Here is a 14,769-nt window from a genome sequence, read left to right as displayed (position 1 = left end):
TCTGTTTTGGAGCAAAACATGACCAAGTATGATTGGGCCAGCCTCGAAGCCCTGATGCAGCCTCGGGGGATCGCCGTTGTCGGTGCGTCGCCCGACGCCGGCAAGTATCCCGGCAAGGTGATCAAGAATCTCGGTAAGTCGGGTTTCCCCGGCAAGATCTATCCTATCAACCCCAAATACGACGAGATTTTCGGATATCGCACCTACAAATCCGTGCGTGATCTGCCGGGGCCGGCCGATGTGGCCTTGTTGCTGATCGGCGCGAAGAACATCCTCGGCATGCTGGATGACTTGATTGCCATCGGCACGCGCACGGCGATCATCTACGCTTCTGGTATGGCCGAGGCGAGTGAGGCGGGTGTGGAACTTCAGGAACAGATCGCCGCCAAGGCGCGCGCCGGCGGCATTCGTCTGCTTGGGCCGAATACGCTCGGTGCGATCAACCGCGACAATGGAACCTGGCTTTCGGGTGCGGCTGTGCTTGGACGCGAAACGCTCATCGAGGGACCTTTGTCGATGGTGACGCAAAGCGGCGGCATTATGGGTTCGTTCCTCGATAGGGCCATGGCGCACGGCATCGGTTTCTCCAAGGCGATCGCGACAGGCAACGAGGCCGACATTAACGTCGCCGATTGTGTAGGCTACTTCGCGCAGGACGAGGCAACGAAGGCGATCGCCGTCTTCGCCGAGTCGATCCGCGATATTCCCAAGTTCACCGCTGCCTGCCGACTGGCGGCTGACAATGGCAAGCCGATCGTGCTGATGAAGACCGGCCGGTCAGAGCGTGGTAAGCGCGTGACGCAGGGTCACACCGCTGCGCTGATCGGAAACGATGATGCCTATGAAGCCCTGTTTGCCGACCTTGGCGTGATCCGGGTCGAGAGCCTGGATGACCTGTTTCTGATTCCGAACGGGATCATCAACCTGCCGCGTCCAAAAGGAAAACGCGTCGGCGTGATTTCGGCTTCTGGTGGCCTTGCCGGGCTTTCTGCCGATATCTGCGACCGCGTCGGTATCACCATGGCGACGTTCAGCGACGCCACGGACGCCGAGGTGAAGGAGTTGCAGACGGGTTATGGCAGCTGCTTCAACCCGCTGGATATTACCGGTCAGGTGGTGACCTCGGAAACTTGGTGGCAGGTCCGTCATATGCATGAACTTTTGTTGAAGGATCCGAACGTCGATGTCGTTGTGTCTGGGCAGGCAGCCGGGCAATATGCGGAACAGACCGGCATCGATTTGGTTGAAATGGCCAAGGCCGCCGACAAACCGCTGATACCGTTCTGGACCGGGCGCGACGTCAATGCCGGGGGCCTTCGCCGGCTCCGTGACGCAAACCTCCCCGTTTTTGAACAGGCCGATGCTGCCTTCCGAGCCGTTAAGGCCTCCGTCGACTACGCGGCCTTCCTGCGCGAACGGGATACGGCAGAGAGCGGCAAGGCAGTGGATACGAACTTCGCGAGAGGCGCCGTTACTATGGATGCCTTCCCACTTACGAAAACCGATGTCGTCGTCTCGTTGGCAGAGGTTGAGATCGTGACACTCAGCTTGACGCCGGATGATCAGGTCGGGCCGTTCCTGACCTTTGCAGATGCCGATGGCAGTCGCCGTCACGGCCTAATTCCCTGGAATTCGAGGCAGGCGGATATGCTCGCCAAACGCTTCGTCGGAGAAAACGACAGTCGGCGCGACGTTGTCCGTGAACTGATCGCAAAGCTTGCCGAGATCGCAATTACTGCAAATCTACCCACTAAGGCCGTGCTCGCCTTTGGCCGAAATGGCGAGCCTCTGAGAGCGGACTTTGCGCAAGGTAACGCGAGCGATGATGCCTGAGTGGCCCGGCGAGAGCCGTATTCAGGAAGCTGAGATTTCTCAGATGACTATGGATAACGTTCTCAAGAAGGCGGCCACCCAGTGGGGGGACAAGACCTATCTGCATGATCTTGAGTCCGACAGCCGGTTCAGTTTTCGTGATATCGACGAGATTTCGTTGCTGATGGCCCGCAATCTGCGCGCTAAGGGCATCGGGTCGGGGAGCCACGTTGCGATCCTCATGGAGAACTCCGCGGATCTCCTCCTTCTCTATCTCGCTCTGGCACGCGCGGGGGCCATTGCCGCCCCCGTCAATCCCGATGCTCCGGCGCGCCTGCTGTCCTACTATCTGACGCTGTGTGATGCGACCGTTGTGATCGCCGATGATGCGTGCCGGGACACGCTGTCGGCGGTTCTACCCGACCTTCCCCTCGTGACGACGGTCATCCTTCGCAACGATGCCGCCCTCCCGGGGGCGATGTCATTCTCAAGACTGTTCGACACGATCGACCATGACGACACGCCGTTCTCCGTTCGTTTTACCGATGTCGCCTGCCTTGCTCTGACCTCGGGCACGACCGGTCCTTCCAAGGCCGTGGTCTTTAACCAGGCAACGATGTTGCTCGTCGCGCACAGCTATGCGTTGGCATACGATTATCGCTCGGACGACGTATATTACATCTGCCTCCCACTCTTTCACACCAGCGGGCTGCGCGGTGCCGCCTGGGTCGCCTTGTTGCAAGGGGCAGGTATCGCGCTGGCGCGGAAATTCTCGGTCTCCCGGTTCTGGAGCGACATTCAGCGATCGGGCGCCACGACTTTCGACTTGTTAGGGGCAATGGCATCCTTCCTTTGGCAGGCGCCGCCCCATCCGCTTGAACGGCAACATCGCGTCAGGATGGTCAGGGTCGCGCCTGTTCCAGTCTTCGGAAGGGAGTTTGAGGCCCGTTTCGGGGTCCGGCTTGTGTCGACCTACGGCCTGACGGACGCGGCCGCACCCGTGGCGCGCAACTTGGACGATCCGGCAGACAAGTTCTTTTCCTGCGGGCGTCGTCGCCCCGGATTTGACGTCAGGGTCGTCGATAGCGACGATCTTCAGATGGAGCCAGGCGTAACGGGGGAGATTGTCATTCGCGCCAATGTGCCATGGTTGATGCCAACGGGATACTACAACAATGCCGATGCCAATGCATCGCAATGGCGCAACGGGTGGTTTCATACCGGTGATCTTGGCTGGCTGGACAGGAACGGCTATCTCTATTTCGCCGGCAGGGCCAAGGATGTCATCCGCAGACGGGGTGAAAACATCTCGGCTTGGGAAGTGGAGCAGTTTCTTCGCAGCATTCCCGGCGTCAGAGATGCGGCGGTCTACCCGATCGCCTCCATGCACGGTGAGGACGAAATCGCAACCACGATCGTCCTTGCAAACCCGGACGCTCTGCTTGAGCACCAAATACGAGAGCATTGCCGAGAAGGCATGCTTGCCTATATGGTGCCGGGACATATAGAGTTCCGCCTGTCTCTTCCCCTGACGCCGAGCCAGAAAGTCGATAAGGCGGCGCTACGTCGCGAAACAGAGGCTCGCCTGCTTGTCGTTCGCACCGGTGACTGAGCGGAGCCGAAAGGCGCTTATATTTTTCAACCTGCCGCTTATACTCGTCCCTTTGTGACCGTCCGTTTCACGTGCATGTCGGACGGGTGAACGTGTGAGAGGCGAGGAATGGACGAGCATAGATCGCTGCATGATCTTCTTAGCCTCAGGGAGCTCGAGATCTTCGTCGCGTTTGGGGAAACGGGAAGCATTTCGGCAGCCAGCCGCAGGAGTGGAATCTCCCAGTCCGCCGCGTCCCAGTTGATCCAGCGGCTGGAGCACAGGATGTGCTTGACACTGCTGGATCGGTCCGCGCGGCCGTTGCGGCTCACGCTGGATGGCCACGACGTGATGCGTCGTGCGGAAAATCTCCTCACGGAGGCGAAGCAGTTTGTCAATCGTTTCGACGAAGTGGGGCTGTCACGTTCAGTTTTCCTGCGGATGGGTGTGGTGGAAACTTTGTGTCTGCCGTTCATTCCAAAGCTCGTCGAGGCGCTTGGAAACCGCCTGGATCGGCTTTCGGTGATGGTCGGCAGTTCCAACATGCAGCGTGAGGCCTTTTTAGAAAGGCGCATCGATGTAATGATCATGAGCGACTCGATGGACGATCTTGATGAACTCAAACGCCACCTCGTTGCCGAAGAACCCTTCATTCTAATTGTCCCTCGGGGGCGTGTCGTTAATGATATCGCCGATCTGCGCAGCCTTGCGGCAGAGTTGCCCATGATCCGGTTCGGGCACCGATCCGCCGCGCGCCTGAATATAGATGCCCAGCTCAAGCGCACGAAGGTGCCAATCATTCGCGACATCGAAATTGACACCCCGCATGCCGTCATTGGCATGGTTGCTGCGGGGCTGGGCTGGACGATTACAACCCCGTTGAGCGCCCGGTCGTCCTGGCAAGATCCGGAAGATGTCGAACTGCTGCCGTTTCCCGGCGCACAGTTCCGGCGCAAGCTCTATCTTGCGACGCGACGGAACGAGCTGGGCAATCTACCGGAAGAGCTCGCAAGGCATACCAAGAACATACTGCGTGAGCACTATCTGTCCGGTATTGCCGAAAAACAGCAGTGGCTGGCTTCCGAAATAAGAATTCCAGAGTGATTTGGCAGCAGCCCTTACCCTCGGCCTTAAACCGAGTCTTGGTTTTCAACGAGTTCAGGTTCTGAAGTGAGTATCGGAAGTTCATATCCCTTCAAGGCGAAGGCAAGGCATTTCGGTCTAAATCATGCCGCCCACAGCTTTGAGCTTCAACATGGCAGTTCGGACATCAGCCGCACATGACAAAAGCAGATGTAAACCATCCGGGTCCTTGCTCTGATCCTCAAGGGGGCTGGGTCGTGTAGACTTTCAAGTCTGGGCGACGCGCACCAGCGGGCTTAGGTCTGCGCGAGTCGTCCGGCCGCGTAGTCGCGCGCGAGCGCAATAAAGGCCTGGAAGGCGGCGGAGGAATTGCGCCGATTGGAATAGTAGAGGCACAACGGCACGAGCGGCGGCGTCCAGTCTTCGAGAATGCGCACGAGCCGTCCCGCTGCGATGTCTTCGCGGACATCGGTTTCCATGAAATAGCCGATCCCCACGCCGTTCGTTACCGCGATCCGCGCCAGGGATGCTTCGTCAAGAGTGATCGGCCCCTCGACGTCGAGATGCAGTTCTTCACCGCCCTTCTCGAACCGCCATCGGAACAGTGCGCCATTGGGAAGCCGCCCGCGAACGCAGGGGTAAGAGAGCAGATCCTGCGGCACTTGGGGGATAGCCCTGTTTTCGAAAAACGCGGGAGATACCGCAACCGCCATGCGCCGCATCTTTCCCAGCGGTATGGCGATCGCGTCGCTGGGCACCAGATCCGCGCTGCGCACGCCCAAATCGAAGCCCGCCGCCACGACGTCGACAAGCCGCCCCTCGGTGACGATGTCGATGTGAACCTGCGGATAGAGCTTCAGATAGCTCAGGACCAGCGGGGCCATGATTTCGCGCGCCGCCGTCGCGAAGGCATTGATGCGCAAGGTGCCGGACGGCGTCTCCTGCTGGGAGCGCGCCGTATTCATCGCTTTCTGGATGCCCTCGAGCGCTGGTTTGATCTGTGCGACGAAGATCCGCCCCGCATAGGTGAGCGAGACGCTGCGCGTGGTGCGATTGAATAAACGAACGTCAAGATCCCGCTCGAGCTTGCCCACCGCGTTGCTGATGGCCGTGGTCGACATGCCGAGATCGAGCGCCGCCGCTCGAAACGAGCCGCACCGAACGATCGCGAGAACCGCTTCAAGTTCGATCAGAGAATGGCGCGTCATTGTCCTGATTTTCGCAATACATCACGCCGATTTATCTTGCTTATCAGTAGAAAAGTCCATCGCTAACTTAGCCTCATCACCACTGAGGAGATGAAGATGTCAATGAACCTACCCAAGCCAATCGCCGACTATGTCGAGGCAAACGCCCGTCTCGATATCGAAGAAATGATGAAGCCTTTCCTGGATGACGCCGTCTTCATCGACAACGGCAAGCGTTACGAGGGGCTGGCTGAGATCCGCAAGCTACTCAAGGACGAAGCGATCGCGGTAAAGGCGATCTTCACGCCCGACACCGTCCGCGAAGAAGACGGCGATGTCGTGCTCGAAGGTCCCGCCCATGGAGACTTCCCGGGCAGCCCGATCCGCTTCACCTATCGGGTGAAGCTGGCGAACGACGCCATCAAGGTTCTGGAGACCACGGTATGAGCATCCAGGCAGTTCCCAACGAATTCGCGGGCAAGCGCGTGCTCGTCAGCGGCGGCACCAAGGGTCTGGGCCGCGCCACGGTCGAGCGCTTTCTCGCGGGTGGAGCCCGTGTTGTCACCGCCGCCCGCACGATCAAGGATCCTATCGAGGGCGTTGAATATGTCCAGGCAGACCTGACCACTGCGGAGGGCAGCGAAGCGCTAGCCAAGGCGGCACTTGAGAGGCTGGGTGGCATCGACATCCTTGCCCATGTCATCGGTGGCTCGGCTTCGCCGGCGGGTGGCTTCGCCGCGCTGACGGACGACCACTGGCTCGCCGAACTGAACCTTAACCTGCTGGCGACCGTCCGGCTCGATCGCCTGTTGATCCCGCAGATGATCGAGCGGGGCAAGGGCACTGTGGTGCACATCACCTCAATTCAGTCCGTCCTGCCCCTGCCCGAATCCACGACAGGCTACGCCGCCGCGAAGGCGGCGCTCAGAACCTACAGCAAGTCGATCTCGAAAGAACTCGGTCCCAAGGGCGTGCGGGTCAACTCCGTCTCGCCCGGCTGGATCATGACCGATGCTACTGGAGACTTTCTCGAAATGCTTCGGACTGCGAATGGCGGCACGATCGAGGACGCGCGGCAGTCTGTCCTCGATGCCTTGGGCGGGATCTCGATCGGGCGCGGAGCCGAGCCTGAAGAGGTGGCCGACCTTATCGCCTACCTTGCCTCGGACCGTGCTGCTGCGATCCACGGCGCCGAGTTTGTCATCGATGGCGGTACAATCGCCACGGTATAAGGGTGGCTTCCCGGCGCTCGCGCGAGCGCGGACGCCGGGACTGAGCCTGCCCTTGCCGGTGGATAAAGCCGTCGCGGATTGCTGATGCGAAGTTAGCAAGGGTCGGCGGCGATTTATAGATAAGCCTTTTCCATCTTCTTGGTGACGGTGAGAGCTGGGTTGCGAGCACACCACTCTCGAGAAAGTCTCGCAGGAGTTGAAACGGCGCGGCTTTAAGTTTGTCGGGCCGACCATCACCTGCGCGTGGATGCAGGCGGTCGGCATCGTCAACGATCATTCATTTAGGTGCTTTCGGCGCCAAGCAGAGCCCGAAAAAAGGCGTTAGGACGATTCTGGTTCATCAACTGCCATCGTGCGAGCCTGGTCTTGACCGCAGGGGCGCAAGGACAAGAAAGGCACGCCCGACGGACTCGAACGTTGTTTCCACACCACGCTCTCGCGGGATGCGATCGCATAACCTCTGTCATGTGACAGTATCGCTGGCCGATAGTGGCGACGCCAAGACCATACCAGCCCAGCGCACCGCCACCTGGCTGTGAGGTGCCATCAGGCATCGAGACGAGACCTACCGCGTTGAGCCGACGCCGATCGCCGGAAACAACGGGTAATACGGAAATGAATTGCTCCCCCCAAGGCTATGAGGGACCCAATCTTGGGGTCGCCGACGGATGAAGAAATTGGTCTTTGCTGCAGATCTCATCAACGCGGAAGACCACTTGATCTGCGTGCGGCCAAGAGCTGACCGTCCGAAAACCTCAAAGCCCAGGCCACATGCCGCCGTCAAGGCGTAGGTTTGCTCCCGTGATATAGCCCGCGCGCGGACTTGCAAGGAAAGCGATGGCATCGGCGATTTCGTCAAGCGTTCCAACCCGTCCCATCGGAACTTGGGCAAACATCGGCAGCACAGTTTTCTCGATTTCGGTCCATGACGCGTCCAACGCAAGGCCTTGCCCGGCGGCAACCTTGCGGAAGCCTTCGTCCAATTTAACGCTATGAATGGTTCCGGGCGATACCGTGTTCGCTGTAATGCCATCCATTGCAACCTCCTTTGCCAGCGAGGCTGTCATCGCGATCATCGCAGCCTTGGCAGCACCATAATCGGGCCTTTTCGCAGGAGTCATCATTGCCGCCATGCTGGAGATATTGACGATTCTTCCCCATTTGCCGGCCCGCATGCTAGGCAGCAGCCGAGCGGTTACCCTTACTGCCGCCAGCACGTTCCGGTCGTAAGCGGATGCCCATGTCTCCGGGCGAGTGGTCGTCCAGTCTTCCACCTCGCCGGAGCCGCCTGCGTTGTTGACTAGGATTTCGACTGGTTTCACGAAAGCCTGCGCATTATCGGTGAGCCCTTGTACGTCATCGTCATTCGTCAGGTCGCCAAAGACCGCATAGGCGCGCCCACCTTGGGTGACGATGTCGTGGGCGACTTCTTCCGTACTCGTCTTGTTGCGGCCATGGACGATGACGATAGCACCCTCACGCGCCAAGCCTCTGGCTATTCCTTCGCCAATACCCTTGCTGCTCCCGGTGACAAGCGCAATTTTTCCATCAAGTTTCAAATCCATCTGGCAATTCCCATGTTAGTGCGATGCACCGATAAGGAGACAAGACGATGAATGAGGCAATTACGCACTTTAAAGTGCCTGTCGAACGAGAACCAAGGGAGGTTTGCCTCGGCCCGGATGGATCGGGCGCACATGTGGCCAGGGTGCTTCGAATGATCACGGGTCGGTGGAAACTACCCATCCTGTTCCGGCTCTTTGCGGAGCCGTCGATGAGGGCGTCGCAATTCATGCGGGACATTCCTGACATCTCCCAGAAAATGCTGACGCAACATCTTCGGGAGCTGGAGAATGACGGCCTTGTTGAGAGGCAAGATTTCAGCGAGCGGCCGCCGCGCGTCGAATACAGTCTCTCCATCGCTGGCCGCGGTCTTATACCGGTTTTGATGGCAGTACGGGAGTTTTCTCGGGACCACCCTGAAACGTTTGCCTGAAACTCATGCGTGCTAATGGCTGTAAATGTTGCGAACGCGTCATGATGGCTCTCTGCTCGCAGCTGCCCTGGGCCGTTTAAGGCGCCCGAAACGACAGCCCGCACAGTCTAAGAACGTAATCGACCATGGGCGACAAGCATCCGTGCTGATCGGCCTGGTCACGTTCAGCTGATCGCCGTATTCCTGTCTCTTTGGGACACATCCCGTCATCCTGCTTCTGGGTACGGCTGTTTGGGTCTTCAATTGTTGAGAAGCGGCAACGCAGCAGATGTGGCCGGCGCGGCAGCAGACATTGCCCCTTCAGACGATAATCTATGAAACCTCGCCTGCGCCTCCATGGAAAAGGCAAGCTAGCCTCTGTCTCTCAGATCAACATCAATTCGCGTCTCATCCAGGCGGATCCCTCAAATCTCCAAAATATCGCTTGCATAAGGAACCGAATGGTTCCATATTGGCTCCATGGCGAAACACACTCAGACGTCCCCATCCGTTGGTCGCCCTCGCGAATTTGAACTCGATGATGCAGTTCGCAAGGCGATGGGCGTATTCTGGGACCTCGGATATCACGATGCGTCTCTTCCTGATCTGCTTGAAGGCATGAATCTGTCCAGAGGTAGTTTCTATAAGGCGTTCGTAGACAAGCGGGGCGTCTATCTACGTGCTCTTGACGCCTACATCGAGGATGCCGTTCGGACGGTGGGCGAAACGCTGAATTCCGACCTGTCACCGAAAGCCGCAATTCGCGAGGCATTTTCGCAGCAAATTGACTTTTCTTGCGGCAAGCCAGGATTGCGCGGGTGTTTTGTTGTCTTGGCAGCTGTTGAAATGCTTCCAGCTGATGAACAGATTTCGGCTCGTATTTCCCGCCTGTTTCGGCGACTGCAAGACCTTTATGCAGCCACGATTATCAGGGCTCAAGCTGGCGGTGAAATTGATCCTGGGCTGGATGAGCGGACACTTGCCAGGTTCCTTGTCTGCCAGATCCAGGGCATGAGGGTTTTGGGCAAGGCAGGAGCGGATCGTGAAGACACGCGAGCCATGGTTGATCTTGCCTTAAAGGCGCTTGACTGACAGTAATTAGGAACTGAAGAGTTCCTAATTACTGTCAGTTCCGCCAGCGTTTCGGCAGCTTTTTACCGACTACAAGGAGACAAATATGGAGAGTTCCTGCGACCCCGAAGACAAGCTCGATCCGCGCAGATGGGTCGCGCTCGTCATCCTGTTGGCCGGGGCTTTTCTGCCGCCTCTGGATTTCTTCATCGTCAACGTGGCGCTGCCGTCAATCCGGGACGATTTGCGGGCCTCTGCATCGACGATGCAACTAATTATCTCAGGCTACGCCACCACCTATGCAGTCATGCTGATCACAGGTGGCAGGCTTGGAGATCTCTACGGTCGCCGCAATGTCTTTCTGGTTGGAATGGTCGGATTTGCCGCGGCATCTGCAATATGCGGCTTTGCCTGGTCTCCGTCGATACTGATCATCGGCCGGGTCCTTCAGGGATTTGCTGCGGCAGTCATGGCACCGCAGGCCCTGGCGTCAATAAATGCGATTTTCCCGGAACACGAGAAATCGAAGGCACTCAGCTTCTACGCCCTGACATTTGGGTTGGCATCGATGGCTGGTCTGTTTCTCGGAGGGGTATTGATAGCACTGGATATATTTGGTCTTGGATGGAGAGCCATCTTCCTGATCAACCTTCCGGTGATCGCCATCGCCGCACCGTCCGCCTCTATCATGTTGCGCGAAACCCGATCGGAGCACCCGAGCAAACTGGATCTGGGCGGAGCATTGCTGATCGCGCTTGCACTTTTTGCATTGATCGCGCCGCTAATCGAGGGCCGCGAGCAGGGGTGGCCGGTCTGGTTGCTTTCGATGCTTGCCGCCTCCCCGCTGCTTTTTCGCCTATTCTGGCGATTTGAGCGAAACTTGGAGGCGGCGGGAGGAGATCCCATCCTCGCGCCGAGCCTCCTGAACGTTCCAGGATTGAAACGCGGGCTGATAGCTGCCCTATTTTTCTACTCGCTCGCAGCATTCTGGCTCGTATTCTCGGTCTATGAGCAGAGCGGTCTTGGTCGCACGCCTTTCCAGGCCGGGCTGGCCATCCTTCCCGCGGCAGTCGGCTTTGTCCTCGGCCCTTTCGCAAGCGAACGCATCCTCAGCGTCTTCGGAAGATATTCCGCAGCCGTTGGTATGGGGCTGCAAGCTGTTGGCCTGTTTGCAACAGCGGTTCTGATCTCAAGCGATCATGCCCAATTCCTCTTTCTTCCGCTCTTTCTCATCGGGGCGGGGCAGGGCATCGCGCTTCCAAACCTTTTGAAAAGCGTCGTGCAGCGGGTCGGCAAAACACAGTCCGGATTGGCCTCCGGCCTCGTCAACTCAATGCTTCAAATTGGCGGTGCCTTCGCGGTGGCAATCGTCGGCGGGTTGTTCTTCTCCATTTTGGGGTCTGCTACCGACGTGGACTCAATCGGCCGAGCGTACAGCGTGGCAGCAATCGCAATCGCAATCTGTTTTCTCGTCGCCGGTTGGCTTTCCGCCGGCCTTCCAGCGAACAACGCGGCCCACTGATGAGCAAGAATATTGGTGGGTTGGGGTCATTGGCTCATCCGCTGGTGGCGAGAATATTCCCACCGTCTCTGTCGGTCATGAGCAGACAATCATTCCTCTACAGAGCAGAACAGAAACATCTGAGGTATACCCCCATGAACAAAATCTCCACTCTTCCCCTCGCGGGTAAGCGAGCGCTTGTAACCGGTGCAGCGCGCGGAATTGGTGCGGCCATCGCGCTGAAGCTGGCCGAGGACGGTGCCGACGTCGCCATCACCTATGAGAAGTCGGCCGAAAAGGCCGAAGCTCTCGTCGCCGAGATCGGCGCCACGGGCCGTAAAGCCGTCGCCATTCAAGCTGATGCCGCAAGCCCCCAAGCCGCGATCGCGACTGTCGAGCGGACCGTCGCTGACCTTGGCGACCTCGACATTCTGGTCAACAACGCCGGTGTCCTTTTCTCAGGCGATTTTTCCACACAGCCACTGGAGGAGATCGATCTGCAGCTGAACGTCAATGTGCGCGGCGTCTTTCTGATCACGCAGGCGGCGCTGAAACACATCCCGAATGGCGGCCGCATCATTAGTACAGGCAGCAATGCGGGTCTGGCGGTCCCGTTCGCAGGGATCGCGGTCTATGCAGCGACTAAGTCCGCTCTGGAAAGCTTCACACGCGGTCTCGCGCGTGAACTGGGTCCGCGGGAGATCACCGTCAATCTGGTCCGACCAGGGCCGATCGACACCGACATGAACCCAGCCGACGGCGCTTTGGCGCCCGCTATCCTGCCGAGCCTGTCAATTGCCCGCTACGGTCGGACCAGAGAGGTCGCAGAGGCCGTCGCCTTCCTCGCCGGGCCGGGCGCTGCCTTTATCACCGGCTCCGGCATACTCGTCGACGGCGACATAAGCGCCTAAGCATTGAGAGGCGGGACCTGTCGCCTCATGCGTCACGTTCATATTTATTCGCGCTGCAAAAATGGGAGATAAACATGGAATATACGCGCCTTGGAAATACCGGCCTGGAGGTTTCCCGCCTCTGCCTTGGTTGCATGAGTTATGGCGAACCCGATCGCGGCAGTCATCCATGGACGCTGACGGAAGAGCAAAGTCGCCCCTTTATCCGCAAGGCGATCGAGCTCGGGATCAACTTCTTCGATACCGCCAATGTCTACTCGGATGGAACGAGCGAGGAAATTCTCGGCCGCGCGATCAGGGACTACTCGGGGAGAGACGACGTTGTCATCGCCACAAAGGTCAACGGCCGGATGAAGCCCGGACCAAATGGTGCCGGTCTGTCCCGGAAAGCCATTCTTTCGGAGATCGATGCCAGCCTGAAGCGGTTGGGGACTGACTATGTCGACCTCTACCAGATCCACCGGCTCGACCATCGTACACCGATCGAGGAAACCCTCGAAGCGCTGCATGACGTCGTCAAGGCGGGTAAAGCCCGTTACATCGGTGCGTCGTCCATGTACGCGTGGCAGTTCTCGAAAATGCTCGCTGTCTCGCAGGCGAACGGATGGACACGGTTCGTCTCCATGCAGAACCACCTGAACCTGCTGTACCGTGAGGAGGAAAGGGAAATGCTTCCACTCTGCAAAGCCGAGGGTATCGGCGTCATACCTTGGAGCCCCCTCGCACGCGGCCGTCTAACCCGCGACTGGAACGCGCAAAGTGATCGCTCGGATACCGATGAGATCGGAAAAGGCCTTTATACGTCGATGACCGCGGATGCCGATAGGCGCGTAGCAGAGGCAGTGGCAAAGATCGCGAAGGAGAGAGGGGTTCCCAAAGCGCAGATCGCACTCGCTTGGGTTCTTGCGAAATCCGAAGTGTCGGCTCCGATCATCGGCGCGACCAAATTGCATCACTTGGACGACGCTGTCGCTGCGCTGACCATCGGGCTCACCGATGCTGAAATCAGAGATCTTGAAATCAGTTACATTCCTCACTCTGTCGTTGGGTTCTCCTGAAGATAGGGTTTGGCGGCAACAGACTGAAACACGTGAAGATGGACTGAGAATTTGAAGACGATCGGCATATTGGGCGGAATGTCCGCGGCTTCGACCCAAATTTATTACCGGGAACTCTGCAGGCTTACCCGCGAGAGCCTGGGCGGACTTCATTCTCCTGAGCTTCTGATCAGGTCTGTCGACTTCGATGAGATCGAGAAATTACAGGCATCCTCTGATTGGGGCGTGGCGGCAAATATCCTCAATAAAAGAGCCGTTGCCCTCGAGCGCGGTGGTGCCGACCTCCTCATCCTAGCGACGAATACCATGCACAAGGTGGCGGACAAAATCGTTGGCGGGGTGTCGATCCCGTTCGTGCACATCGCGGACGCAACTGCGACTGCTATCCTGGACGGCGGTTTCCGTAGCCGGGGCTTATGGCGACTGCCTTTACGATGGAACAGAGTTTCTACACCGATCGCCTGACAGCCCGAGGCCTGTCGCCGATCATTCCCGATGCCGGCGATCGAGCGGAAATCCATCGCATCATCTATGATGAGCTTTGCCGTGAGGTCGTCACCGAGATCAGTCGCTCGACGTTTGAATCGATTGCGCAGCGGCTGATTGATCAAGGGTGCGACTGCCTGATCCTTGGTTGTACGGAAGGGGGCATGCTGCTGAACCACGACAATGTGGGTGTGCCGGTTTTCGATACCACCCTGGTTCACTGCAAGGCTGCGCTCGATGCAGCTCTGGAATGACATTTACCACGGTGTGAGCCAATCGTTCGGCATACAAGTTGACGAGCCGAGGGTTAGATCATCAGACCTGTTCTCCAAGGTGAAGCTGGACCCACTTGACCTCCTCCGATGCAGTGCGTCCGAAATGCCGTTTGAAATCGCGACTGAACTGCGCCGGGCTGACGTAGCCGACGGATCCCGCCACGTCTGCGATCGTCCTGCTCTGGCGGGCGATCATCAGTCTCGCCTCATGTAGTCGCATTGCTTTCACATATTGCATCGGACTTGAGCCGGTCAGGTTCTTGAAATGGACGTGATAGGAGGGGACGCTCATACCCACGTTTCTCGCAAGATCCGCGACGGCGATTTCACTGCTGTAGTTCTCCCGCAGCCATGCCACGCTCTCAAGCAGTTTTCCAGAGGTCCCTTTTCGCTGAAGGGCCGCGATAACCGCACCCCCTTGCGAGCCAGACATCACGCGGTAATGCAGTTCGCGCAGGATGGAACTCCCGAGGACGGCGACATCGACAGGGTTGCCGAGGACAGTCAGCAGGCGAAGCAGGACGTCTTCGATATCGCGATCCATTCTGCTCGAGAGCAGCCCTCGCGGTTTGGCGTCGGAGGGACCT

General features: G+C 58.4%; 13 protein-coding genes and 2 pseudogenes. 12 read left to right on the top strand and 3 right to left on the bottom strand.

From position 1 onward, the window contains the following. Positions 1-18 precede the first annotated feature (18 nt). The 3 genes from VL202_RS23665 (at position 19) to VL202_RS23655 (ending at position 4,507) form a co-directional block, all read left to right on the top strand. Positions 19-1,833 (top strand): acetate--CoA ligase family protein, encoded by a 1,815-nt coding sequence (locus VL202_RS23665; RefSeq protein ID WP_325466505.1) that lies wholly within the window; start codon positions 19-21, stop codon positions 1,831-1,833. Next, on the top strand, positions 1,823-3,424 hold the full coding sequence (locus VL202_RS23660) for an AMP-binding protein (protein WP_325466504.1): 1,602 nt from the start codon (positions 1,823-1,825) through the stop codon (positions 3,422-3,424). Before VL202_RS23665 ends, VL202_RS23660 begins: the two co-directional genes overlap by 11 nt. A gap of 108 nt (positions 3,425-3,532) precedes the next feature. Then, entirely contained in the window at positions 3,533-4,507 is a 975-nt protein-coding gene (locus tag VL202_RS23655; protein WP_325466503.1) for a LysR family transcriptional regulator, read from the top strand. Positions 4,508-4,782: 275 nt separating this feature from the next. On the opposite strand, the gene VL202_RS23650 is transcribed toward VL202_RS23655, so the two are convergent. Then, positions 4,783-5,694 (bottom strand): LysR family transcriptional regulator, encoded by a 912-nt coding sequence (locus VL202_RS23650; RefSeq protein ID WP_325466502.1) that lies wholly within the window; start codon positions 5,692-5,694, stop codon positions 4,783-4,785. A 96-nt stretch (positions 5,695-5,790) separates the two neighbouring features. Here VL202_RS23650 and VL202_RS23645 point away from each other — a divergent pair, with 96 nt between their 5' ends. The 3 genes and pseudogenes from VL202_RS23645 to VL202_RS23635 form a co-directional block, all read left to right on the top strand. Beyond that, on the top strand, positions 5,791-6,120 hold the full coding sequence (locus tag VL202_RS23645; protein WP_325466501.1) for a nuclear transport factor 2 family protein: 330 nt from the start codon (positions 5,791-5,793) through the stop codon (positions 6,118-6,120). After that, positions 6,117-6,905, top strand: coding sequence for an SDR family oxidoreductase (locus tag VL202_RS23640; protein ID WP_325466500.1), 789 nt, complete (start codon positions 6,117-6,119; stop codon positions 6,903-6,905). The genes VL202_RS23645 and VL202_RS23640 overlap by 4 nt, the downstream gene beginning before the upstream one ends. A gap of 161 nt (positions 6,906-7,066) precedes the next feature. Further along, a pseudogene (locus tag VL202_RS23635) lies at positions 7,067-7,230 on the top strand (DNA-3-methyladenine glycosylase I); the annotation flags it as partial. 430 nt (positions 7,231-7,660) lie between these two features. Here the strand turns inward: VL202_RS23635 and VL202_RS23630 are convergent. Continuing rightward, positions 7,661-8,470, bottom strand: a complete 810-nt coding sequence (locus tag VL202_RS23630) for an SDR family NAD(P)-dependent oxidoreductase (RefSeq protein ID WP_325466499.1) — start codon at positions 8,468-8,470, stop codon at positions 7,661-7,663. 47 nt (positions 8,471-8,517) lie between these two features. Between VL202_RS23630 and VL202_RS23625 the strand changes: the two genes are divergently transcribed. The 6 genes and pseudogenes from VL202_RS23625 to VL202_RS23600 all read left to right on the top strand — a co-directional run bounded on the left by VL202_RS23625 (position 8,518) and on the right by VL202_RS23600 (position 14,161). Further along, on the top strand, positions 8,518-8,901 hold the full coding sequence (locus VL202_RS23625; protein ID WP_325466498.1) for a helix-turn-helix domain-containing protein: 384 nt from the start codon (positions 8,518-8,520) through the stop codon (positions 8,899-8,901). Positions 8,902-9,438: 537 nt separating this feature from the next. Then, entirely contained in the window at positions 9,439-9,972 is a 534-nt protein-coding gene (locus VL202_RS23620; RefSeq protein ID WP_325466559.1) for a TetR/AcrR family transcriptional regulator, read from the top strand. 85 nt (positions 9,973-10,057) lie between these two features. Then, the gene (locus VL202_RS23615; RefSeq protein WP_325466497.1) at positions 10,058-11,473 is read left to right on the top strand and encodes an MFS transporter; all 1,416 of its coding nucleotides are present in this window, start codon (positions 10,058-10,060) and stop codon (positions 11,471-11,473) included. Between the two features lie 134 nt (positions 11,474-11,607). Further along, positions 11,608-12,363: an SDR family oxidoreductase gene (locus VL202_RS23610; RefSeq protein ID WP_325466558.1), complete on the top strand. Its 756-nt coding sequence runs from the start codon at positions 11,608-11,610 to the stop codon at positions 12,361-12,363. 74 nt (positions 12,364-12,437) lie between these two features. Beyond that, complete coding sequence (locus VL202_RS23605; RefSeq protein WP_325466496.1) at positions 12,438-13,421, top strand: aldo/keto reductase; 984 nt, start codon at positions 12,438-12,440, stop codon at positions 13,419-13,421. Positions 13,422-13,472: 51 nt separating this feature from the next. Then, positions 13,473-14,161: pseudogene (locus tag VL202_RS23600) on the top strand (aspartate/glutamate racemase family protein). A gap of 61 nt (positions 14,162-14,222) precedes the next feature. Here VL202_RS23600 and VL202_RS23595 read toward each other — a convergent pair. Continuing rightward, the coding region (locus VL202_RS23595) for an AraC family transcriptional regulator (RefSeq protein WP_325466495.1) at positions 14,223-14,769 on the bottom strand (547 nt) is incomplete at its 5' end.

The organism is Pararhizobium sp., assembly GCF_035497515.1.
GTDB lineage: Bacteria > Pseudomonadota > Alphaproteobacteria > Rhizobiales > Rhizobiaceae > Pararhizobium.
This window is presented reverse-complemented; position numbering and strand designations above follow the sequence as displayed.

What these genes read in the sequence shown, in the direction of transcription:
- VL202_RS23665 (WP_325466505.1), top strand. Translation starts at nt 19, where the DNA reads ATGACCAAGTATGATTGGGCCAGCCTCGAAGCCCTGATGCAGCCTCGG.
- VL202_RS23660 (WP_325466504.1), top strand. Translation starts at nt 1,823, where the DNA reads ATGATGCCTGAGTGGCCCGGCGAGAGCCGTATTCAGGAAGCTGAGATT.
- VL202_RS23655 (WP_325466503.1), top strand. Translation starts at nt 3,533, where the DNA reads ATGGACGAGCATAGATCGCTGCATGATCTTCTTAGCCTCAGGGAGCTC.
- VL202_RS23650 (WP_325466502.1), bottom strand. Translation starts at nt 5,694, where the DNA reads ATGACGCGCCATTCTCTGATCGAACTTGAAGCGGTTCTCGCGATCGTT.
- VL202_RS23645 (WP_325466501.1), top strand. Translation starts at nt 5,791, where the DNA reads ATGTCAATGAACCTACCCAAGCCAATCGCCGACTATGTCGAGGCAAAC.
- VL202_RS23640 (WP_325466500.1), top strand. Translation starts at nt 6,117, where the DNA reads ATGAGCATCCAGGCAGTTCCCAACGAATTCGCGGGCAAGCGCGTGCTC.
- VL202_RS23630 (WP_325466499.1), bottom strand. Translation starts at nt 8,470, where the DNA reads ATGGATTTGAAACTTGATGGAAAAATTGCGCTTGTCACCGGGAGCAGC.
- VL202_RS23625 (WP_325466498.1), top strand. Translation starts at nt 8,518, where the DNA reads ATGAATGAGGCAATTACGCACTTTAAAGTGCCTGTCGAACGAGAACCA.
- VL202_RS23620 (WP_325466559.1), top strand. Translation starts at nt 9,439, where the DNA reads ATGGGCGTATTCTGGGACCTCGGATATCACGATGCGTCTCTTCCTGAT.
- VL202_RS23615 (WP_325466497.1), top strand. Translation starts at nt 10,058, where the DNA reads ATGGAGAGTTCCTGCGACCCCGAAGACAAGCTCGATCCGCGCAGATGG.
- VL202_RS23610 (WP_325466558.1), top strand. Translation starts at nt 11,608, where the DNA reads ATGAACAAAATCTCCACTCTTCCCCTCGCGGGTAAGCGAGCGCTTGTA.
- VL202_RS23605 (WP_325466496.1), top strand. Translation starts at nt 12,438, where the DNA reads ATGGAATATACGCGCCTTGGAAATACCGGCCTGGAGGTTTCCCGCCTC.